Source organism: Rhodoflexus caldus (assembly GCF_021206925.1).
Taxonomy (GTDB): domain Bacteria; phylum Bacteroidota; class Bacteroidia; order Cytophagales; family Thermoflexibacteraceae; genus Rhodoflexus; species Rhodoflexus caldus.
The window spans coordinates 1-20,536 of sequence record NZ_JAJPRF010000022.1; the positions used below are offsets into that span (position 1 = coordinate 1).

The 20,536-nt window shown below is 45.6% G+C and carries 20 protein-coding genes and 1 tRNA gene; 14 read left to right on the forward strand and 7 right to left on the reverse strand.

Features of this window, described 5'->3' with window-relative positions; all coding sequences use genetic code 11:
- Positions 1-206: 206 nt before the first annotated feature.
- The 3 genes from NDK19_RS15905 to NDK19_RS15915 form a co-directional block, all read right to left on the reverse strand.
- A complete protein-coding gene (locus NDK19_RS15905; RefSeq protein WP_250632898.1) occupies positions 207-812 on the reverse strand; it encodes a hypothetical protein in 606 nt (201 codons plus the stop codon).
- 6 nt (positions 813-818) lie between these two features.
- Positions 819-2,087: a 6-bladed beta-propeller gene (locus NDK19_RS15910; protein WP_250632899.1), complete on the reverse strand. Its 1,269-nt coding sequence runs from the start codon at positions 2,085-2,087 to the stop codon at positions 819-821.
- Positions 2,088-2,989: 902 nt separating this feature from the next.
- The gene (locus NDK19_RS15915) at positions 2,990-3,616 is read right to left on the reverse strand and encodes a DNA-3-methyladenine glycosylase (protein ID WP_250632900.1); all 627 of its coding nucleotides are present in this window, start codon (positions 3,614-3,616) and stop codon (positions 2,990-2,992) included.
- A gap of 57 nt (positions 3,617-3,673) precedes the next feature.
- On the opposite strand from NDK19_RS15915, the gene NDK19_RS15920 reads away from it, so the two are divergent.
- Genes NDK19_RS15920 through NDK19_RS16975 form a run of 4 tightly spaced genes read left to right on the forward strand, consistent with a single transcriptional unit; the run spans position 3,674 to position 7,805 of the window.
- Complete coding sequence (locus NDK19_RS15920) at positions 3,674-4,336, forward strand: HAD family hydrolase (protein ID WP_250632901.1); 663 nt, start codon at positions 3,674-3,676, stop codon at positions 4,334-4,336.
- Entirely contained in the window at positions 4,333-4,821 is a 489-nt protein-coding gene (locus NDK19_RS15925) for a SixA phosphatase family protein (RefSeq protein WP_250632902.1), read from the forward strand. The genes NDK19_RS15920 and NDK19_RS15925 overlap by 4 nt, the downstream gene beginning before the upstream one ends.
- A gap of 18 nt (positions 4,822-4,839) precedes the next feature.
- Positions 4,840-5,736, forward strand: a complete 897-nt coding sequence (locus NDK19_RS15930) for a class I SAM-dependent methyltransferase (protein ID WP_250632903.1) — start codon at positions 4,840-4,842, stop codon at positions 5,734-5,736.
- A complete protein-coding gene (locus tag NDK19_RS16975) occupies positions 5,736-7,805 on the forward strand; it encodes a GAF domain-containing SpoIIE family protein phosphatase (protein WP_250632904.1) in 2,070 nt (689 codons plus the stop codon). Before NDK19_RS15930 ends, NDK19_RS16975 begins: the two co-directional genes overlap by 1 nt.
- 47 nt (positions 7,806-7,852) lie before the next feature.
- Here NDK19_RS16975 and NDK19_RS15940 read toward each other — a convergent pair whose 3' ends face one another.
- On the reverse strand, positions 7,853-8,971 hold the full coding sequence (locus NDK19_RS15940) for an SPOR domain-containing protein (RefSeq protein ID WP_250632905.1): 1,119 nt from the start codon (positions 8,969-8,971) through the stop codon (positions 7,853-7,855).
- Between the two features lie 69 nt (positions 8,972-9,040).
- A complete protein-coding gene (gene folP, locus NDK19_RS15945) occupies positions 9,041-9,895 on the reverse strand; it encodes a dihydropteroate synthase (protein ID WP_250632906.1) in 855 nt (284 codons plus the stop codon).
- A gap of 9 nt (positions 9,896-9,904) precedes the next feature.
- On the opposite strand from folP, the gene NDK19_RS15950 reads away from it, so the two are divergent.
- The 6 genes from NDK19_RS15950 to NDK19_RS15975 are packed head-to-tail and all read left to right on the forward strand — an operon-like array spanning position 9,905 to position 15,084.
- Positions 9,905-10,483: a DUF1599 domain-containing protein gene (locus NDK19_RS15950; RefSeq protein WP_394801693.1), complete on the forward strand. Its 579-nt coding sequence runs from the start codon at positions 9,905-9,907 to the stop codon at positions 10,481-10,483.
- Positions 10,484-10,488: 5 nt separating this feature from the next.
- Positions 10,489-11,583 (forward strand): BT_3928 family protein, encoded by a 1,095-nt coding sequence (locus tag NDK19_RS15955; protein ID WP_250632907.1) that lies wholly within the window; start codon positions 10,489-10,491, stop codon positions 11,581-11,583.
- A 6-nt stretch (positions 11,584-11,589) separates the two neighbouring features.
- Positions 11,590-12,645, forward strand: coding sequence for an ABC transporter permease (locus tag NDK19_RS15960; RefSeq protein ID WP_250632908.1), 1,056 nt, complete (start codon positions 11,590-11,592; stop codon positions 12,643-12,645).
- Positions 12,646-13,632, forward strand: coding sequence for a hypothetical protein (locus tag NDK19_RS15965; RefSeq protein WP_250632909.1), 987 nt, complete (start codon positions 12,646-12,648; stop codon positions 13,630-13,632).
- 26 nt (positions 13,633-13,658) lie between these two features.
- Complete coding sequence (locus NDK19_RS15970; protein ID WP_250632910.1) at positions 13,659-14,225, forward strand: TlpA family protein disulfide reductase; 567 nt, start codon at positions 13,659-13,661, stop codon at positions 14,223-14,225.
- A gap of 1 nt (position 14,226) precedes the next feature.
- Positions 14,227-15,084 carry a TraB/GumN family protein gene (locus tag NDK19_RS15975; RefSeq protein WP_250632911.1) on the forward strand — a complete coding sequence of 286 codons (858 nt, stop codon included), beginning with the start codon at positions 14,227-14,229 and terminating at the stop codon, positions 15,082-15,084.
- A 164-nt stretch (positions 15,085-15,248) separates the two neighbouring features.
- On the opposite strand, the gene NDK19_RS15980 is transcribed toward NDK19_RS15975, so the two are convergent.
- Positions 15,249-15,956, reverse strand: a complete 708-nt coding sequence (locus NDK19_RS15980) for an ATP-binding cassette domain-containing protein (protein ID WP_250632912.1) — start codon at positions 15,954-15,956, stop codon at positions 15,249-15,251.
- A 147-nt stretch (positions 15,957-16,103) separates the two neighbouring features.
- Between NDK19_RS15980 and NDK19_RS15985 the strand changes: the two genes are divergently transcribed.
- Positions 16,104-16,511 (forward strand): response regulator, encoded by a 408-nt coding sequence (locus tag NDK19_RS15985; protein ID WP_250632913.1) that lies wholly within the window; start codon positions 16,104-16,106, stop codon positions 16,509-16,511.
- Positions 16,512-16,519: 8 nt separating this feature from the next.
- Here NDK19_RS15985 and bcp read toward each other — a convergent pair whose 3' ends face one another.
- A complete protein-coding gene (gene bcp / locus NDK19_RS15990; protein ID WP_250632914.1) occupies positions 16,520-16,969 on the reverse strand; it encodes a thioredoxin-dependent thiol peroxidase in 450 nt (149 codons plus the stop codon).
- Positions 16,970-17,070: 101 nt separating this feature from the next.
- Between bcp and NDK19_RS15995 the strand changes: the two genes are divergently transcribed.
- The 3 genes from NDK19_RS15995 (at position 17,071) to aceB (ending at position 20,520) form a co-directional block, all read left to right on the forward strand.
- Positions 17,071-17,142: transfer RNA gene (locus NDK19_RS15995), tRNA-Arg, on the forward strand.
- 386 nt (positions 17,143-17,528) lie between these two features.
- Positions 17,529-18,680, forward strand: coding sequence for a hypothetical protein (locus tag NDK19_RS16000; protein ID WP_250632915.1), 1,152 nt, complete (start codon positions 17,529-17,531; stop codon positions 18,678-18,680).
- A gap of 244 nt (positions 18,681-18,924) precedes the next feature.
- Complete coding sequence (aceB, locus tag NDK19_RS16005; protein WP_250632916.1) at positions 18,925-20,520, forward strand: malate synthase A; 1,596 nt, start codon at positions 18,925-18,927, stop codon at positions 20,518-20,520.
- Positions 20,521-20,536: the final 16 nt, after the last annotated feature.

Consider the following 20,536-nt stretch of genomic DNA (forward strand, 5'->3'; position numbering starts at 1 on the left):
CCTGTGGCAGCCTTACATTTCTTGTCACTTTTAAGATGCGACGTGCAACGTGTGAAAAATACTTGCCATAGTTATATAAATTTGAAAGAATCACCAAGTAAAATTAGGTAATTCACTGATAGTCACCAACCAAAAGGTCTAATGTTATTTCACTGCATTATTCATAAGCTTAATGAGAAATTTACCTTCTTAAGTAAACATATTTATCAGTTAGAGGATTGTTTACTGCTATCATACTTTAATGATAACGATTTCAGAAAGTAATCACCCACCTGAAATGAATCATTTTTTTCTAATATGATCATATTTGTAACTCTCAAAGAATCATCAATTATGAGATAAGAAGGCTGAGATAAAATGTCTCTTGTCAAACCAATACGATCTATATCGGTAAAAAACAGAGGATATTTAATTTTATTTTTCTTCCAATAATATTGAATCTCCTCTTCTGTTGACTTATCTGAAATAACTACCATATTTGGTATATTATACTCTTCCAATCGCTCTATCTCTCTGTAAATACAACTTGAGCAATTTATAAAACCTGTTACGAAAAATACCTTAAAGGAATTATCGCTCAACAGTGTTTCAAAGTGTACTGTATCAGTTCCGGAAATTAAAGGGCACTTAAATGTAAGTCTTTTCCCTATCTCAGCTAAACTTTTTGCCTGCCTATTCTTCTGTGAATCCAGCTGAGCTTTATATTCAAACTCTGCTTGAGAATAACTGGAATACTCCCTGAAAATAAGAAGTACTAAAGATAGATTCAACGTAACCGAAGCAGCCAAAATGACCTTATCTAATTTATTCATGAGTAATTAATAGTTTTGAGTATGTTTCAATCTAAACTGAATCAGAAATGGCATTTCCTGCTCTTCAAATTTTAATAGTTTAGCAAGTTCCGCTTTGGTTTTAGCATGTACTTTGTCGCTGGCAATGGCCTGTTTCAAGAGTGTTTTATTGATTTTATGTAGATAGCTATAGCCTATAAAATCGTGAAGCTTACTAAAACTAAGTCGCTCTATGCCAATTCCAAAAAGAGAAAAATTTTTCTCCCGAACTTTGTAGGAAAGATATTCGTGCCTGTCCACAAAATGAAAAAACTTATCCTCGCGGTCTTTCTCATTACTGAGCCATTCAAAGTGAAGAAAAGTACGTCCGACTAAGAGGTTGCCGATACTAAATGAACTCCCCGCTTGCTGAATCATCTGCCCGATACGCATCAGGTCTTCCTGCTTTTTAATTTCTTCCGGCAGTTTCTTCTTACCAAAGTCTATCACATAATCAGGACAAATTTGTCCATTTACCGGGCCAATCCAGTAAATAGTATCCATCATGGCGCTTGAAAAATAGACGCTGCCATCGTACAGTGAAAATTGAATACGACTTGGGAAGGCATCTACCATTCCATATTCCCATGCTCCTTTCTTCATTACTTTTTCACCGCTGATGTCACTGTAAAGCAATAAAGGCTTTTTCTGCCCCATGTAGTCGCGCCCATCTAAGTGATAAATGTACCAGTCTTCAGTTACGGGATAAAATGACACTATTTCCTTATTTATTTTCTTTTCTTCCAAAAAATCGCCGTTGAGAGAAAAACTAAGCATTTTGTGTTGGGGTAAGTCCCAAACCTGCAATATTTTTCGGTGCACGTTGTATTGTACATCCCACATTTTTTTGTATTGCCCCGGTCCTTGTCCGGTATCATCAATGACAAACTTCAGTTTTCCGTCCCTGTTGAAAGCGTATATTTTATTGGCAATCTGTAAGTCAGCTATATAAATAAGCGAATCGCCATAATCCCAGAGTTTGCTTATCTCTCCTAACAGGTGTTTAGGGTCGTCTATCTGTAAAGGAGTGATGGAAATAGCGTAATTAGAATCCAATAAATCTTCTAAGGTCTTTTCCTGTGCATTTTCCATGCTAATCAGATAATTGTACCCCGCCGGGTTCGTGCAATCCTTTCCACGCGGAAACAGGACATCGGTACTGTACTGCGATTGCTCAGTTTCTTTATTATCGCTTTGGCAGGAACCTAATAGCAAACATAAAAACAGACAGCCGGATAAATAAATAAGTTGTTTCATTCTTGTTGGGAATTGAATATGGATGAATACCTGCGTAATAATTTAAATTGATTCACTCTTTTGAATTGAAAGCTTAAAAGTGGGGAAATATACAACTGTAACTTCCCCACTGAAAATTTTGCTATAAGCCTAATATTTGTTTAAGCAAAAAATACTACCAGTGGTTACAACTACCTCCTGTTGAGCAGGAATACTCATGTGAATTGTCACATGCTATCTCCCATCTACACTTCCAGTATTGCTTCCCTTTACCATCTCCGGGACCAAGATTCTCCTGTGCTTTCACATTACCAGGAAAGGCTATCCAGATAGCGGATGACAATATTAACCCTAAGAAACCTCCATAAATATGAGGCTTTGCTGAGGTAAAAACGGCTCTAATTTTCGTCATGATTGAAAAATTTTTAAAGTGATAGAATAAAGCAGACAGTAGCTTGCGCGCTTATAACTACATCTGATGCAAATAAAAAAAAAAAAAATACATCTCCAAATAAATCATTCATTGTTTATACTGATATTTCCTACTATTTGAGAGGCCATCTGATGATTATTGTACAAATCAATTAGCATTGGTAGTACTAATGAGGCTATATTGATACAACCAGTAGTGAAATACATCAATATAAGCGCCTCTGCTTATCAAATAAGCCTTCTATAATTCAGATTTTTAGCAGATGATGCAGATTTTTGCTGATTTTTTAGTCTGATGTGTTGTAAACAGTGAAATAAGCAGGTGAGCAAATTAACGCGTTCTTTTTTACCGCAGAGTGCGCAAAGGTTTAACCGCAGTGTACACAAAGAAAAAATTTATCATAAAAACACTTAGCGCTCTTTGCGTAATACTCAGTGGGCTTTGCGGTAAATTTGAAAGGTCGTTTTAAGTTGCTCACTTACTTACTACTTTACTTTGCAGGACTGCACCACCTGTTCCCTGCAATACGAAAGCGCCAGGGCAGCAGGGCATCTTCACCGGCATAGTCCACACCTACGCGCGGGCTGCTGATAATTTGCTCATCGGCAATGGGTGGGCCGTCCGTAATCCATATTTGATTGCCTTGCAGCGATAGTCCGTAATGAATTGTTTGTATGCCCATAGCCTTTGTAAGTGCGCCCGGGCCTGCTGTCAGGCGGTAATCGTTGGGTTTATATATTTTCCGCCGTTGCATCATCAGTTCTACGTTATAAAGCGGCTCTACCGCACGCACCAGCACGGCATCCGCAAATCCTTCTTCGTGTGTTACCACATTAAACAAGGCATGAATACCATAGCAAAGGTAAACATAGGCCACTCCGCCCGCTGCAAACATGACTTCTGTGCGCTTGGTGCGCCTGTTCAAATGCGCATGGCAGGCGCGGTCGGTGGCACCACAGTAGGCTTCCGTTTCTACGATTCGCGCCGCACATAAGCCGTCTTCCATGTTGGTAATCAGCACCTTACCCAATAAGTCTTTGGCAATTTGCACTACATCGGAGCGTCTGTAAAACGCAAGCGGCAAGGGCGGGGACTCGTAAAAAAATGACAGATTCATACGTCAAATTTAAGGTGCGTTCTCCGGCATTTAACCAAATGAATCGTATTTTTGACTATGAAAACACCTGCTTTTGTATTTGATATGGACGGTGTGATTGTGAACAGCAATCCATATCATAAAGTTGCGCTGCAAATGTTTTGCCGACGGCTGGGCTTTAATTTGGACGAAGAGGAGATGATTCACAAAATTTACGGACGTACCAACAAAGAGTGGATTAGCAATCTCTTTGGCGGAGATATTGAAGCCGACCTGCTGGCGCAATACGGTATAGAGAAAGAGTTACTCTATCAGGAACTTTATAAACCACATATTCAACCGTTGGCAGGTTTGCAGGAATTTCTTCAATTGCTTGATTTACAGAGTATCCCAAGAGCCATTGCAACTTCTGCACCGCGCATGAATGTAGATTTCACTTTGGGTAATACAGGATTGAGCGGTTTTTTCAGTATCATTTTAGACGAGAGCCACGTGTTGCACGGCAAACCTAACCCCGAAATTTACCTGAAAGCTGCTGCCGCGCTGCAACTGCCACCTGAGCGGTGTATCGTTTTTGAAGATTCGCTTTCGGGGGTGGCTGCCGCCCAAGCTGCCGGATGCAAAGTAGTAGGCGTACTCACCACACACAGTGCCGACGAACTGGCTCATACCGACATGACTATTGAAGATTTTACTAATTTGCAGCCCGAAAAAATTTATCGTCAAATCAATTTATTATGAAAACGCTGTACATCGTTCGCCATGCGCAGGCAGAAGACCACTACCTCTACCAACGCGATTTTGACCGCGAACTCACCTCTCAGGGCATCAGAAAGGCTGTTCAGGTAGGTAAGCAATTAGCCGCCGAGGGTAATATCCCCGAAGTGATTATTGCAAGCAGTGCGGTTCGTACCCGCCAAACGGCTGCCTTGCTGGCCGAAAATTTGGGTGTTGGCGAATCGGCCATCATTCTTGAAGAAGATTTATACAACGCTTCTCCGCGAACATTGCTGCATGTGGTTTGTCATATCAGCGATAATTTTCGGAAAGTAATGCTGGTGGGGCACAATCCGGGCGTAAGTTATCTGGCAGAGTGGCTGACGGGCAGCCGCGACATCAACAGCATGGCAACTTGCAGTGTGGCGCATGTAGTACTCAACCTGCCCCATTGGGCAGCAACCGAACAAAATTGCGGAACTTTGCTGCAATACCGCGATTTTGATTAACCCTTGTCAATTTATTCCATGCAGGCGCATTACCCTTGTCCCGATTGTAACGGCGAACAATTTGCTGCTTTTCATACCTGCCGCGACTATACTGTCAGCGGTGAGCTTTTTACACTGGCGCGTTGCCGCCAATGCCAAATGGTTATTACGCAGCAACCTCCGCCTTCCGAAAAAATCGGAAGTTATTATAAATCAGAAGATTACGTTTCACACAGTGATACGAAGCGCGGGCTGTTTTTTCGCTTGTATCACTTAGCGCGCGGATGGATGCTCCAATCTAAGCGCAAACTGGTAGAAAAATACAGCGGCAAAACCAACGGCAAACTGCTTGACTGGGGCTGTGGCACCGGCTACTTCCCTGCCGCCATGCAACAGGCCGGCTGGCAGGTGCAAGGCATAGAGGCCGATGAAGATGCGCGCAACTATGCCCGCCAAAAGTTCAGCCTCGCGGTTTTTGCCCCTGAGAAAGTTACACAATTGCCTGACAGTCAATATGATTGCATTAGCTTCTGGCACGTGATGGAGCACCTCCACGACCTTCGGGGAACAATTGCCAATATTGAGCGGCTGCTTGCTCCCCAAGGTATTGTCGTAGTTGCTTTGCCCAATCAGCAGAGTTATGACGCATGGTACTACGGCAGGTATTGGGCGGCATGGGATGTTCCGCGCCATTTGTGGCACTTTGCCCCGCAAAATATTGAACGGCTGATGGCTGCAAACGGCTTCGGGCTGCTGCATAAACAAACCATGCCTTTTGACCCGTTCTACGTTGCCCTGCTTAGCGAAAAATACCGCGAAAAGCGTTGGGGATTCATCAACGGTATTTTGCAGGGGTTTATTTCGCTTGTCAAAGGCTACCTGAATGTTAATCAATCTTCATCGGTTATTTACGTTTTTTCCCGCAAGCGGCAATAGTGATTCAGGCATTTGGTTTTACTGCCCGTTTAGTCCGTTTTTTGAGCAACAACGGTTTCCTGCTGGCAGCAGCTTTTTGTTGGCTGGTATGGGAGATACCGCCCGAAATGGCAGGCTTCCCGCAGAATACGCCGTCCATGTCCTATGCGTTGGAGTCGTTTCTGCTCAATGGGTTCATTGGTTTTTTGTTTTTAGACCTTTTAAAACGCAATTTTTCGGATTACAGCGAAGCCGGTAGTTTTATCGGCGAAATGGTAAAAATTTTTTTCGTAGCTGTTGGCGGTACTACTGTGTCATTGTTGCTGTTTCACGCCAATCAAGATTTCAGACAGAGTTTTCTGTTTCAGTGGTTAGGCCATGTCTGGATTTACAAGATTGAATTTGCAGCCATTGTGGTGGTGCTGCTGTTTGTGTACGTCGTTTGGCGGAAACTGATTTTTTTCGGCAGGTCGCCCTACGTGGTCATGGTTTGGCAGTTTTTTGAAGGCTTTCTGTTCCTTAGCCTGCTTTTCCATACGGTGCCGCATCCCTACTTGCATCGCATCACCCACTTTGAGTGGATAGAACAAGGTTTGATAGTGCTTTCATGGCTGTTGGCTTTTATGGCCTCCTTCAACCTGAGTTGGGTGGCATTGTTGCGCTATCGGGAGAAATGGTTTACGCTGTTTGTCTTTGTGATACTGTTTGTTTGCTTAGGCTACTTTTTTGGTATCCGAAAAGTGCCGCTGGAAGGCAGCGAATATTACTTTGACCTAACGGAAAGCATTTTTCTGGCAGTCATCCTCATTTTTATTACGGTTTACAGTGCCTTTTCTTTTCTTACGGTGCTTTTTAATTTGCCGACTTCTAATATTATTGAGCGCAAATTTTCGGAAATTTCGGAGCTGAATCGGCTGCTGGTGCACGATTTCCGCAACGAAGAGCAGTTTTTTGAAAAAATTTTAGACATTGCTATCAACACATTCAAAGCGGATGCTGCATGGTTAGATGTGGCGGGAAGTAAACCCTTCATCGGTCGGCACATTACCAAATTGAAGGCCGGCTACATCCGACAGGCGATTGACCAAACAGGCTACGGCTGGGATACAAGTAAAAAGTTTCTTTCCAAAAACCTCGCGCTGCCCGCAGACCTGATACCTTTTGCTACGATATTGGTAGTGCCCTTGCAGCGCCGCAATCAACAGGTGGGAGTTTTGGTGTTGTTGGCAAAAATTTCCAGCATATTTGATAACGTGCTGCTGCCTCATTCTACCTTGAACCATTACGCGGGGCAGGCTGCTCTTGCATTAGACAATATGCAATTACTGGCCGATGCGGTAGATAATGAGCGATTTCAGGCAGAAATTGCAGCGGCTAAAAAAGTCAGGGAAGAGCTTTTGCCCGCCATCAATTTTAGGCAGGGCAACTTGCAGGTGATTGCCAAAACACATTCGCCGGAAATTATTGGCGGCGATTTTTATGACTATTACCGATTTTCGGCACATCGCATAGCTTTTATCCTTGGCGACGTGGCGGGCAAAGGCACGTCGGCGGTGTTTCATATGTCGCAAATGAAAGGCATTTTCCAGAGTTTAGCCCAGTTGGACTTGCCTCCTGACCGCTTCATGGTACATGCCAATCAGGCTTTGGCACACTGCCTGCCGCCGCAGATGTTTATTACGGCCATTTATTTGGTGGTAGATACCGAAAAACAACAGTTTTGCTATGCGCGTGCGGGGCATTGTCCGTTGATTCATGTAAAAGCAGCCACGGGTGAGGCTGTGCTGGCCGAAAGCAAAGGCATGGGCTTGGGCATTATACGCAGCCGTCAATTTGAGCAATACATCAGCGCGGAAACAGTGTCCTATCAACATGGTGATTTGCTCGCGCTTTACACCGACGGCGTTGTGGAAATACGCTCCGAAAAGAATCAGGAAGAGTTTGGCTTTGAGCGCCTTCGCCAATTTTGTGCTGCTCATTACAATCTTTCGGCAGAACAACTGCTTGCCAAAACCGAGCGCGAACTGCTGTCATTCTCCGGAAACGACAACAGCAACGACGATATGTCATTGCTGTTCATTAAGTTGTAAGTAACAGGTTTATTAACAGGCATTCCAAGATGCTGCTTTGGTTTTGCCTAATAGGCACTCTTCAAATCTTTGAATTTGGGGTTGAAGCCCATCCCTTTCAGCTTGTCCGTATCGGCTTTGGCTTGCTCCTTGGTTAGGTAATTGCCAACCATCACCAAGAACGATATGTCGCGGCTGTATTGGTCGGTAAGAATAAAGATGTTCTCAAATTTGCGGGTCATCAGTTCTTCGCAAAAAGCCTGTGCGCCTTCCAAATCGCGGAACTGGCTGACAATCAGCGACCACTTGTTCTTTTCTACTTTGGCACCGCGCACATCGTAAAGTTGCGCATCTTTGGGGTCAAAAGCTACATAGGGCTGAAAATAGGATACCGGCTTGGCTACCGAGCCTGTGCTGTCTTTCAAAGAAAGCATCCAGTCGTGCATCAACACGCGGAATTGCTTGCCTTCCACATCGCCTTTGGCAAAAATATAGTTGGGCATATTTTGGTCGTTTTTCAACTGGGCAGCACGGCCTCCATTGACCGTATAGGCAGTAATCAGGTAGGTATCGCCCGTCAGTTTCATGGTTTTTGGGGCATTTTCGGGGAGTTTCGGAATCAGGCGTACAAAGTCCATCTGCCCGTCCATGTTAAAGTCGCCGTAGCTTTCGCTGCCGCTGAATATGCTGGAAAACGAAACCTGCGTAATGGCTTTGGGGTTGGTGATGTCGTAGAGATTGTAGCAACGGAAGTTACAGGCTTTCCCCACGCAGTCTTCACGAAGGGTGATGATACTCAGATAGTTGCGTCCTAAGTAGGTGAACTCGTAAATATCCAGATAGTTGCTGACACTTTGGCGGAATACTTTTTCCACATCACAGAAAAACAGGAAGTGCTGATTGTTCAGGTAAACTCCCGTAGGGTTGGGGTTAAAGAGGGGAGTGTATTGTTCGCCATCTACAAAATAGTGGCGCAGTGTAACTGATGAATTTTTGTAGATGGTAAAAGTTGTATCACCCGACATTTTCGGCATATCCGGCACGGGGCGCTTGGTAATTTTAATGGGTTCTTGGCTGAGCCGTTCCAGCGAGTAGATGAAATCGGGTTTGTTTTGAGCAAATGCTGCCATTTGCAACAGCCAAAAAAACAGCGCCAGCTTTGCACCATTGGGTAATATCTTCATCATGATAAAAAGCAGTTTAATAAAGTAAAAACGATGCATTACACAAATTTGGGCAAAAATCGGGCAAATTTTTTATGAATCGCTTAGCAGACGAATAATCTCGGCCGCAGGCTTTACGTCGTGCACGCGCAGTATTTGTGCGCCTTGCAAAAGTGCTATTGTGTGGAGTGCCGTAGTGCCGTTTAGGGCTTGCTCGGGCAATGTGCCTAATTTCTTCCAAATCATGGATTTGCGCGAAATACCGACCAGCAGCGGTTTGTTCAACTGCCTAAACACCGAAAGATTTTTCAGCAGCGCATAGTTTTGCTCCATTGTTTTGGCAAAACCAAAGCCCGGGTCAATGATGATATCGCGGCAACCCGATTGCTGCAATTGCAAGATTCGCTCCTGAAAAAAGTACATCAGTTCCGTAAAAATATCCTCATAATGAGTCAGTTGCTGCATGGTTTGCGGGTTGCCGCGCGAGTGCATCAGCACGTAGGGTACGCCCAGTTCTCCCACAGCGGCAAACATGGCGGCATCGGCCTGCCCGCCCGAAACATCGTTAATCATGTTTGCCCCTTCGCCTACGGCTACCCGTGCAACAGAGGCGCGAAAGGTATCAACGGAAATGATTGCCTGCGGAAATTTTTTTGCCAGTGCAGCCACAACGGGGCGAACGCGGCTGATTTCTTCCGTTTCGGGCACTTCTGCCGCACCGGGGCGGGTAGAGTAGCCGCCCACATCCAGAAAATCAGCACCTTCGCGGAGCATTTGTTCTGCCTGCCGAAGTGCCTCGTCGGTTGCAGAAAATCGGCTGCCGCCATAAAAGGAGTCGGGCGTGATGTTTAAAATACCCATGATGCGGGGCTTGTCTAACGACAGCAACCTGCCGTTTATTTGCAGCGTTTGCGGCGGAAAAAAAGCCATGTCTTTCGTTGTTTCCATTAAATTTGCGTGGAAATTTACACCATCAAAGCATTGTTTGAACAGACTGTCAGAGAATATCGTGCAGTAATAGCTGCCTGCCGCGAATTGTTTGCCAATAAAACACGCGACTATGGCACTTCTTGGCGTATTTTGCGCCTCCCTTCACTTACTGACCAGATTTACATCAAGGCCAAACGCATCCGTTCCATTCAGGAAAAAGGCACGCAAAAAATCAATGAAAGCATCAGCGGTGAATTTGTGGCAATAGTCAATTACGGGCTTATTGCACTTATGCAAAGCCGTTATGATGCGCATACAACGCTGGATTTGCCATTGGAAACGGCTCTTGCCGATTACGACCGCGCCGTTGCCGAAACGCTGGACTTGCTAATGGCAAAAAACCATGACTACGGCGAGGCATGGCGCGAGATGCGCGTGTCGAGCATAACGGATATCATTCTGATGAAGTTGCTCAGAATCAAGCAGATAGAAGACAATCAAGGCAAAACGCTTGTCTCCGAAGGGGTAGAAGCCAATTACAGAGATATTGTCAATTACTCGGTTTATGCCCTGATTCTGATAGGCTTTCCTGAAAATAAATCCTGATAGAAATGCACTACGTTAATTTGATTGTCCGTTGGCTGGTTGGTGGCCTGTTTATCTTTTCGGGGCTGATAAAAATTAACGACCCCGTAGGTACAGCGATTAAGTTGGAAGAATATTTTGAGGTTTTTTCAACAGATTTCGCATCGTTTTTTCACGCTTTTATCCCGTACGCACTGCCGTTGGCTGTATTTCTTTGCGTATTGGAAGTTGCTTTGGGTATTGCCTTGCTCATCGGCTATAAAATGCGCCTCACGCTGCTGTGGCTGTTGGGGTTGATTATATTCTTTACTTTCCTGACGTTTTATTCTGCCTATTTCAATAAAGTTACTGACTGCGGCTGTTTTGGCGATGCCATCAAGCTCAACCCTTGGCAATCCTTTACTAAGGATGTTGTGCTGTTGGTGTTGATTGGCTGGCTGGCCGCACAGTGGAAGCAATGGGACAATTCGGCTACCCGCTTGCAAACGGCAATAGCAATTACAGCCACATTTATTTCGTTCGGCATAGCCTATTATGCCATAGCGCACCTGCCTTTTATTGACTTCCGCAACTACAAGGTAGGCAATAACATCCCTGCGTTAATGAAGCCGCAAGAGCCTTGCCGCTATGTGTACATTATGGAAAAAGACGGAAAACAGGTTGCCCTGACCGAATATCCGACCGACCCTTCCTACAAATTGGTGCAGATGGTGGCCGAAAATGAAGCAACCTGCAAACCCAAAATTTTGGATTACAACATTTGGGACGACAAAGGCAATGACATGACGCAAAGTACTTTTGAGGGCAATAAACTGATTGTGGTAGTGCGCGACGTAAAAAAGGCTTCCATGGGCGCATTCCCTGCCATTAACCAACTGATTGCCCAATCAGATAAATCGGTTGAAGCCATTGCACTTACTTCGTCCGCACAGGCCGATTTTGAAATATTCCGGCATGAAGTACAATTGGCAATTCCTTATTATTTTGCGGATGGAACAGTACTGAAAACCATTATGCGCTCCGACCCGGGCATTTTTCTGATGAAAAACGGTACTGTTGTCGGTAAATGGCATTACAACGATGTGCCCGATGCGGCAACCGTTCAATCTTTGCTCAAATAGGCATCTATGCTGAAATACATTCTATGGCGGTTTTTCTCGGGCTTTCTGGTCATCCTTGGGGTGATTGTGATTGTTTTTTTCATTTTCCACGTATTGCCCGGAAACCCTGTAGACAGCCTTCTGGGGCGCGATAAGTCCGAAGAAACACGACAGCGCATCATGCGCGAGTACCGCTTTGACCGCCCTGTTCATGAGCAACTCATCCTGTACCTGAACGACCTTTCGCCTGTATCCGTTCATTGGCGCGTTGAACATCATCGCAAAAAGTTTGATTACATAGAACTCATGCCAATTGGCGAGGATAAAATGCTGGTTGCCAAACTGCCTTACTTTGGGCATTCCATCTCGCGGGGCAGGCGTGTGATAGATATTTTGCTGGAAGATATTGAGGGGACACTCTGGCTAGCATCTGCTGCTATGCTGTTTGCATCGCTGGTAGGTATTGGCATGGGTATGGTGGGAGCGCTTAACCAAGGCAGCAGGTTAGACAAAATTATTTTAAGTGTTTCTGTATTAGGCATTTCTACGCCTTCCTTTATTACGGCCATCCTTGTTCAGTTGCTGTTTGCTTATTATTGGGCAGACTGGACAGGGCTGGAACTGCAAGGCTCTCTCGTTATCAAAACTGAATACGGCCGCGAATATCATTTCAAAAATCTGATTTTGCCTGCTCTGACGCTGGGCGTGCGGCCCATGTCAATCATCATGCAACTGACGCGCAGTTCGTTAATTGAAGTCATGTCGCAGGATTATATCCGCACGGCGCGGGCCAAAGGCGTACCCAAACACCTGATTATTCTCAAACATGCACTCAAAAATGCGCTCAACCCCGTAATTACGGCAGTTACGGGCTGGCTGGCATCGCTGATGGCAGGGGCGTTCTTCGTTGAGTTCATATTCAAGTATCGGGGGCTTGGTTTTGATACCATGCAAGCCGTCAGCGATAAGGATTTTCCTATTGTGATGGGTTCTACAATCGTGGTTGCTTCTTTTTTCGTGCTGGTGAATATTGTGGTAGATGTTTTGTATGCCTATTTAGACCCTCGCATCAAGTTAAAGTAAATGTTAGCCCATCCTTTCATTATTGCATTACTGCTTACTCAGATTTCGGTAGCTGTTATCGTTACCTATGCTGCGTGGAAGGGCATATATGCACTGCGCCATTGGTCAGCCTCATCTTTTGCGGCGCAGCAACTGACATTGGAGCGCGAAAACTATTTGTTAGGAGCTATCGTGCAAGTAGCGGTAGGGGCACAAATCGTGAGCCTTGCATTGTTCGTCTGGCTGATTAACAGCTACCTACCCGACCTGATACGCGGCGCTATGTGTGGTGCGGGCGCATTGGAAGCCAACGAGTACGGTTATCCGCTACTCTACATTAAAACAATCACCTTGCCGCTGTATGCGTTTTATCTGTTGCTGCAATTTGCTGATAATCAGGCGCCGGACTATCCGCTGACACCTTTCAAATACTATTTTCTGCTGCCGGTAGTAGCGGCCATCCTCGCGGAAACATGGCTGATGACCTCCTATTTTTTCCGACTGTCTCCCGATGTAATTGTTACCTGTTGCAGTGTGGACTTTCTGACATCTCCTTCGCCTGCTGCTGCCTTTTTGTCATCAGGTAACTTTTTGCAGATTGCCTTGTGGGCATGGGGCATTACGGGGGCTTTGCTTGTGGCTGCCGACTGGCGCAAGCCTTTTCTGCCGCTGTGGCTGCACGGACTTTTAATTTTGGCATTTGTTGCATTAAGCCTGTACACGCTCAAATATTTCTTTGTGAAGTACATTTACGGGCTGCCGTCGCATTTATGTCTTTTTGACCTCTTTTTGCCGCATCATCACTACATCGGTTATGTGCTGTTTTTGTTGTATTATATCCTGATTATCAGCATGATGCTGTCAATTGCCATGCCTGTTTTGCAAAAGCGAGTACGCCAAACGCTGCCATCTATGCAGTTGTGGGTAAATCTTCGGCTTGTGGCATTGTTATTGAGTTTGTTAATACCGTTGGCTTATCGTGTGCTTTGGCCGCACGGAACATTGTAATACATTTTTACCCAAATCTTATTCTTATGTTTTTCAAGTATGCAATCACTATTTTAGGCGCATTTTGGCTGAGCGCCTGCGAACCTTCCGAAACCAATGCAAACCAAGCGGTTAGTACAAGTGAGTCGGAAGCAACTGCGTCCGCTGCGCTGTCCGATGATATCAAATTCATCAATCCGATGAATGCGGAGGGTAAACCCAAATCTTTTGATGAACTCATCAGCGAATTTAAGGGCAAGGTGGTTTATGTGGATTTTTGGGCTTCGTGGTGCGGTCCCTGCCGTCAGCAATTCCCATATTCCAAAGAATTACACCAACAGTTGAACGGCAAAGACGTAGTTTTTCTGTATATTTCTTTTGATGACAGTGAAAATGCTTGGCGCAAGGCAGTAGAAAAATTTGCCATGCCCGGCTATCACATCCTGCCAACCGACGAGCAAAAACAGGCATTCTATAATCGTTTTCAAGTGAGTGGTATTCCCCGCTACATGCTGATTGACAAAACGGGCAAAGTAGCCGATGACAACGCCAAACGCCCCAGCAGCAAAGAAGGCCTGATAAAGGATATTGAAAAATTACTTGCAAAAAGCTGATATGCGTAAATTACTCGTTCTGCTTTTATTCATTGTCGGGCAGCGCGTGTTATGGGCACAAAACCCTGAACACACGCTGCTCTGGCGTATTTCGGGGAATGGGTTAGCCAAAAACTCCTACCTTTTCGGTACCATTCACGCCATTTGCAGCGATGATTTTTTTCTGCCGGAAGCTGCTGAAAAAGCACTTGCGGAAAGCGAACAACTGGCGCTGGAATTAGACATGGACGACCCGATGATGCTTTTGCAGGTGCAGCAAAGCATGATTATGCCCAACGGCGGGCACCTGAAAAAATTACTGCCCGAAACCGACTACGAACGCCTCAACCGATTCTTCAAAGATTCGGTTAAAATGGATTTGAGCCTGTTGGGAATGATGAAGCCCATGGCACTTTCAGCCCTGATGTATCCCCGACTGATGAGTTGCCAGACTGTTTCCTACGAAATGAAACTGATGGGGATGGCAAAAAAGCAAAACAAAGAAGTCATCGGCATGGAAACCGTCGCCGACCAGTTGAAAGTATTTGATGCCATTCCATTGGAGACCCAAGCCAAAATGTTGGTGGAAATGCTGGATAGCTACGGGAAACAAGCAAACGAAATGCAGGCGTTAATAGCCACTTACAAAAAGCAGGATATTAACGCACTGTACGAAAACATTAAAAAGTCTTCGTTTGGTGCAGAGCAGTTTGAGGAAGTACTGCTTACCAATCGCAACCGCGCATGGATTGATAAAATCACCCGATTGAGCAACGAAAAGGCAGTCTTTTATGCCGTAGGTGCGGGGCACTTGGGGGGCAGCAGCGGCGTGATTGCACTGTTGCGCAACAAAGGCTTTACCGTAGAACCGGTTAAGTAAACCCTGCTGTCAGGAACGAACGACATTTGTGAAATCAACCCTTAGGGTTGATTTTTTTAATTGATACAGTATTTTGTTTATAAATCACCAATAATCAATTGCTTGTAGCCCAATTCGCCTTTTGACTGACAGCCTCAAACTATAATTAACACCGTACAGGCGAATCAAACTTGCGTAAGCCTGCGGAAAACATCTTCTAAACTGGCGTTGGCAGTCAGTTCGCTAACGGGCGAATCGGCAACTATTTTACCAAGGTTGATGATGACCGCCCGATGGCAAATGGCCTGTACTTCCTGCATGATGTGGGTGGATAGAATCACCGTTTTGTCTTGTGCCGTAGAAAGAATCAGTTGGCGTATTTCGGTAATTTGATTGGGGTCTAAACCTGTTGTGGGTTCGTCCAAAATCAGAACAGGCGGATTGTGAATCAGTGCCTGAGCCAATCCTACGCGCTGCCTGTAACCTTTTGAAAGTGCGCCTGTTTTTTTGTGCTGTTCCCGCTCCAAACCGCAACGGTCAATCATTTCATCCACACGGCTTTGCAAAAGCGCACCTTTTAGTCCATATAATTTACCGGCAAATTCAAGATGTTCGCGCACGTACATGTCCAAATAGAGTGGGTTGTGTTCGGGCAAATAACCGATGCGCTTTTTTACTTCGGCCGCTTGTTGCGCCACATCAAAGCCACAGACTTCTGCCTTGCCCGATGTTGCCGGGAGGTAGCCCGTAATGATTTTCATTGTGGTGGACTTGCCTGCGCCATTCGGCCCCAGAAAGCCAATAATCTCTCCTTTGCCACACGTAAAGGATACTTCATTTACAGCTAACTGACTTCCGTATTGCTTCGTAAGTGCGGAAACGACTACTGACATACCTGTGTGTTTCCACAAACTTAAAGAAATGCGATTGTTTTACATCTTTGCATCATAAATTTGCTTGAAGAACGTTATGTAGTTATACTCAGAATTGTTATATTGCTGTAGCAACTTCTGCATGTATATCAACCAATAATCTTGCTTATGTCTCATTTTCAAGCGCAATCGGCCAGTGCCGAAAGGATGAATATCCTGATTGTGGAAGATGATATGATTAACGCTTTTATCTTCCAAAAGTACCTTGCTGCTGATTATAATGTTTATCTGGCCGATAATATTGCCAAGCTATCAGGTATTTTACAGCAAACCCCGATTGATTTGATATTAATGGATATTAATCTTGACACTTCGGACGAAAACGGGATTGAATTGCTTCAAAAGTTGCGCAGCAATTATCCTACACAACAATTTAAGGCCATTGCACTGACGGCTTTTGCAGAAGAGGAGTACGAAAAGATATGTAAAGAGGCCAATTTTAATGCGTTCTGTCGCAAACCTCTTACCAAAGAAAAGCTGCTTGGCGTAGTGAAAAATACGCTCAAGCAGCCTTAACAGATGTACTATTTGAGAATTTGGGAGGCGTGCTCTTTGGTTTTCACCTTCTCAATCGTATCAATGATAACTCCCTGTTCATCAATTACATAGGTTATGCGGGCTGTGCCCATATAGGTTTTGCCGTACATGCTTTTTTCTACCCATGTTTCGTACAGTTCGTGAATTTTTTTGTCTGTATCGGCAATGAGTGGGAAAGGCAGGCTATACTTTTCCCTGAACTTGGTGTGCGATTTTTCGCTGTCCGTACTAACCCCGATGACTTCGTAACCTGCCGCCAAAAATCGGTCGTAGTTATCGCGCAGGTTGCAGGCTTCTGCCGTACAGCCGGGGGTATCGTCTTTGGGGTAGAAATACAAAACAACCTTTTTGCCTCTGAAATCTGAAAGGCGAATAGTTTCGCCTGCATGGTTTTTCGCCTCAAAATCAGGGGCTTGTGTGCCGGGTGCTAATGCCATATAAAAATTGCGGTTTACGGTTTTGAAAAACTTTTGCAACAATAACCACCGCGGGTATATTCTTGTTTCAAGGGCATTTTATATTTTTGCACTCCCGCATCGGCAGCGTAGTACAATGGATAGTACGTGAGTCTCCGGAACTCAAGATCCAGGTTCGATTCCTGGCGCAGCCACAAAGTTTTTTATATTCCCCCCAACATCTCTGATTTTTTCGGAAATTTTTCCTCCCCAACCAAGGAACATTTGCCTGCCAAAGGTATCAACCCTTGTCAATCAACTTTCTTGGTTTATGATGAGGTTTGTCAAAATAATGACGGTTGCCCTGTTGCCTTGGGCAGTTGCCGCTCAAAATCCGCCTGCGGTGAAGTAGAAAACCACCACTATCCAACTGCCTGCACCTGTCGCCTATCCCTTAGCCAACGTTTTTGGTGGGTTCTCTTCCGTAGTAGAGAAAAATCCCGTGTGCGTGGCAGTGCCGCAAAAGGATAACTCGTTGCTCATTGCTTGGCAGTCATACAGAGTTGCCAAGCCAAAACCGAAGCAGCCAAACAAAACGGCAATGTCGGCTTCATGGCAATCTGAGGAAAAAATTCCGCAGGTGCACATCTCTCAAATTGCTGCCAACGGGAAGTTTATCAAAGACATCAAGAAGTTTCCCCGCGCACGGCTGGCAGGTTTTTGCCAAAGCAGTGCAGGGGCAGCCATCGGGCTTGCCTATGGCGATACGCTGATGGTCGTCGGCTTTGACAAGCAGTGGAAGCAAACCTTTGAGCACTTGGTCATCGGGCATGTACATCCTTACAACCAGAGAGGCGCAAAATTTGACCCGATGGATTGGGGCAGCGCCCGATTGGTTGCCTCTGCGGACAGGTACATCTTCATCTTCGCCCATCAGCAGGAATGGAGCGATGACCCAAACAAACGCGACGTTCATCAGGGCGATATGTTGGTGCAAATGAATCTGGACGGCAGCAATTTACGCGTAATTTGGGATTGGGGCGTTAGCCACAGTTTAGACCAGCGTTTGTTAGTTCACAACGGGCACATTATCACCGCTGCCTTAGGTGATGCCTACCCCAAAGGCATTTCATTGCACCGCGTTACCGAACAAAAGGCAAAATATGGCGATACTACTAAAACAGTGTTTAACCATTTCCCCTATTGGTCGCCTACGGGTAACTGCGTACATCCGATGGCAGCTAATCAAAAAGGCATTACCTACGGCACGTTGGGCAGCCTGAGCCTGAAAAACAATCGCTACTACATCAGTTTTTCACAACGCGGCAAAACAGGCATTTACTATCCGGGGCTGTTGATTATTTCCGGTAAAACGATGAAAAATCCGTGGAAATTGTTGCCTGTTATTGAGGAGCGCGACACTAATAGGAATCCGCTGATTATTCGTTCGGCATGGATAGGCGACTACCTGTTTATGATTTGGAAGAAAGCACCTTATGATGTTCTTAATCATAAAAAATGGCATGAAACAAGGCATACCCCGCGCTGGGGCGACAGTAATCAACAACTGTGCGAATGTGTGTTACTCAATGAGCGCGGCGAGGTAGTGCGCAAGCCTGAAAGCCTTGCTACAGACTTCATGGCAAGCGAAGACCTGTTCCATTTTGCCAATGGCGATATCGGCTGGGTCTATCCTGCCAAAAACGCCAAGGTTGAATATCGTAGTTTAAAGTTGGTGCAGTTGAGCAGGTAGGTAAGTAGCCTACAAACAACTTGATAAATTATTGCGAATTTTCGCTGAGAAAAAGAATTTCAGCAAACTGAAAAAATTTTTCGGGCTTCTCCAAAGGATATAACTGCCTGCCTGCCTATCCTGTAAGGTTTCGCTCAAAAATTACATTTAGCGAAAAAAATTATATAGCGAAATTTCGCTTGACTTATGTTTTTCTCTGTTGTAAGTTTGTATCATCCATTCCACCAAACACTATCAGGACAATATGGAAGCCATACAAACAGACAGTGCTATTCAATTTTTAGCGCCCCTCAGTCCTCAACAGGAGGAAATACTCAGCCCTGCGGCATTGGAATTTCTGCATTATCTGCATGAAAGTTTTGATGCCCGTCGGCAGATTTTGCTCGCCCGCCGTCGGGAGCGGCAGCAAGCATTTAACGCCGGTGAACTTCCCGACTTTCTGCCCGAAACCGAACACATTAGGCAGGCAGACTGGCAAGTAGCCCCCATTCCGCCTGCCTTGCAAGACCGCCGTGTGGAAATAACCGGCCCTGTGGACAGGAAAATGGTGATTAACGCGCTCAATTCGGGTGCAAAGGTTTTCATGGCCGACTTTGAAGATGCCAACGGCCCGACTTGGGACAACTGTTTGGAAGGGCAAATCAACCTGTACGATGCTGTACGAAGAACCATTGAGTTTCGTTCGCCCGATGGCAAATTGTACGAACTTCAGGCACAAACTGCCGTGCTGAAAGTACGTCCGCGGGGCTGGCATCTGACCGAAAAACATCTGCTCATCAACGACGAACCGATTTCGGCTTCACTTTTTGACTTCGGCTTGTACGTATTTCACAATGCGCATGAACTGCTTTCACAGGGCAGAGGCCCTTATTTCTATCTGCCCAAACTGGAAAGCCATCAGGAAGCCCGCCTGTGGAACGATGTATTCACGGCAGCGGAAAACTATCTCCGCATCCCTCGTGGCAGCATCAAAGCCACCGTGCTGATTGAAACCATTACGGCGGCTTTTGAAATGGATGAAATTATCTACGAGCTGCGCGAACATATGGCAGGTTTGAATGCCGGCCGCTGGGATTATATTTTCAGCTTTATTAAAAAATTTCATCAACATGCCGCTTTTGTGTTGCCCGACCGCTCCGATGTTAAAATGACCGTGCCTTTTATGCGTGCCTACGCCGAGCTGTTGGTTGCAACCTGCCACAAACGCGGTGCACATGCCATTGGCGGCATGGCGGCATTTATTCCCAGCAAAGATGAGCAAGTAAATGCCGTAGCATTTGCCAACGTCCAAGCCGATAAGGAACGCGAGGCACAGCAAGGCTATGACGGCACTTGGGTTGCGCACCCGGGGCTGGTGCCTGTTGCCAAAGCTGTATTTGACCGATTTTTGGGCGAACGACCGCACCAGAAACACCGCCTGCGCGAGGATGTGGCCGTTACGGCCGAACAACTGCTCAATGCCCAAGCAACGCCGGGGCAAATTACACGGGCAGGCATTATTACCAATATCCGCGTAGGGATTCTTTACACGGCCTACTGGCTCAAAGGACAGGGGGCAGTAGCCATCAACAACCTGATGGAGGATGCGGCAACTGCCGAAATTTCGCGGGCACAGTTGTGGCAATGGCTACACCACGGCATCACCACCGCCGAGGGGCTGCGGTTTGATAAATCTGCCTACCGCACGCTGCGCGCACAGATTCTGGAACAACTCACACAGGAGTATCCCGAAACTTTTGCCGACAAACTCACCACCGCCGCCGAACTCCTTGACCATCAGGTGCTTTCCGATGAGTTTGAGGATTTCCTGACGGTTCGGGCATATCAACTGCTGGCTTAAAAAACATATCAACCTA

Coding starts and splice junctions, on each gene's coding strand:
- NDK19_RS15905 (WP_250632898.1), bottom strand. CDS start 812: ATGAATAAATTAGATAAGGTCATTTTGGCTGCTTCGGTTACGTTGAAT.
- NDK19_RS15910 (WP_250632899.1), bottom strand. CDS start 2,087: ATGAAACAACTTATTTATTTATCCGGCTGTCTGTTTTTATGTTTGCTA.
- NDK19_RS15915 (WP_250632900.1), bottom strand. CDS start 3,616: ATGAATCTGTCATTTTTTTACGAGTCCCCGCCCTTGCCGCTTGCGTTT.
- NDK19_RS15920 (WP_250632901.1), top strand. CDS start 3,674: ATGAAAACACCTGCTTTTGTATTTGATATGGACGGTGTGATTGTGAAC.
- NDK19_RS15925 (WP_250632902.1), top strand. CDS start 4,333: ATGAAAACGCTGTACATCGTTCGCCATGCGCAGGCAGAAGACCACTAC.
- NDK19_RS15930 (WP_250632903.1), top strand. CDS start 4,840: ATGCAGGCGCATTACCCTTGTCCCGATTGTAACGGCGAACAATTTGCT.
- NDK19_RS15940 (WP_250632905.1), bottom strand. CDS start 8,971: ATGATGAAGATATTACCCAATGGTGCAAAGCTGGCGCTGTTTTTTTGG.
- folP (WP_250632906.1), bottom strand. CDS start 9,895: ATGGAAACAACGAAAGACATGGCTTTTTTTCCGCCGCAAACGCTGCAA.
- NDK19_RS15955 (WP_250632907.1), top strand. CDS start 10,489: ATGCACTACGTTAATTTGATTGTCCGTTGGCTGGTTGGTGGCCTGTTT.
- NDK19_RS15960 (WP_250632908.1), top strand. CDS start 11,590: ATGCTGAAATACATTCTATGGCGGTTTTTCTCGGGCTTTCTGGTCATC.
- NDK19_RS15965 (WP_250632909.1), top strand. CDS start 12,646: ATGTTAGCCCATCCTTTCATTATTGCATTACTGCTTACTCAGATTTCG.
- NDK19_RS15970 (WP_250632910.1), top strand. CDS start 13,659: ATGTTTTTCAAGTATGCAATCACTATTTTAGGCGCATTTTGGCTGAGC.
- NDK19_RS15975 (WP_250632911.1), top strand. CDS start 14,227: ATGCGTAAATTACTCGTTCTGCTTTTATTCATTGTCGGGCAGCGCGTG.
- NDK19_RS15980 (WP_250632912.1), bottom strand. CDS start 15,956: ATGTCAGTAGTCGTTTCCGCACTTACGAAGCAATACGGAAGTCAGTTA.
- NDK19_RS15985 (WP_250632913.1), top strand. CDS start 16,104: ATGTCTCATTTTCAAGCGCAATCGGCCAGTGCCGAAAGGATGAATATC.
- bcp (WP_250632914.1), bottom strand. CDS start 16,969: ATGGCATTAGCACCCGGCACACAAGCCCCTGATTTTGAGGCGAAAAAC.
- NDK19_RS16000 (WP_250632915.1), top strand. CDS start 17,529: ATGTCGGCTTCATGGCAATCTGAGGAAAAAATTCCGCAGGTGCACATC.
- aceB (WP_250632916.1), top strand. CDS start 18,925: ATGGAAGCCATACAAACAGACAGTGCTATTCAATTTTTAGCGCCCCTC.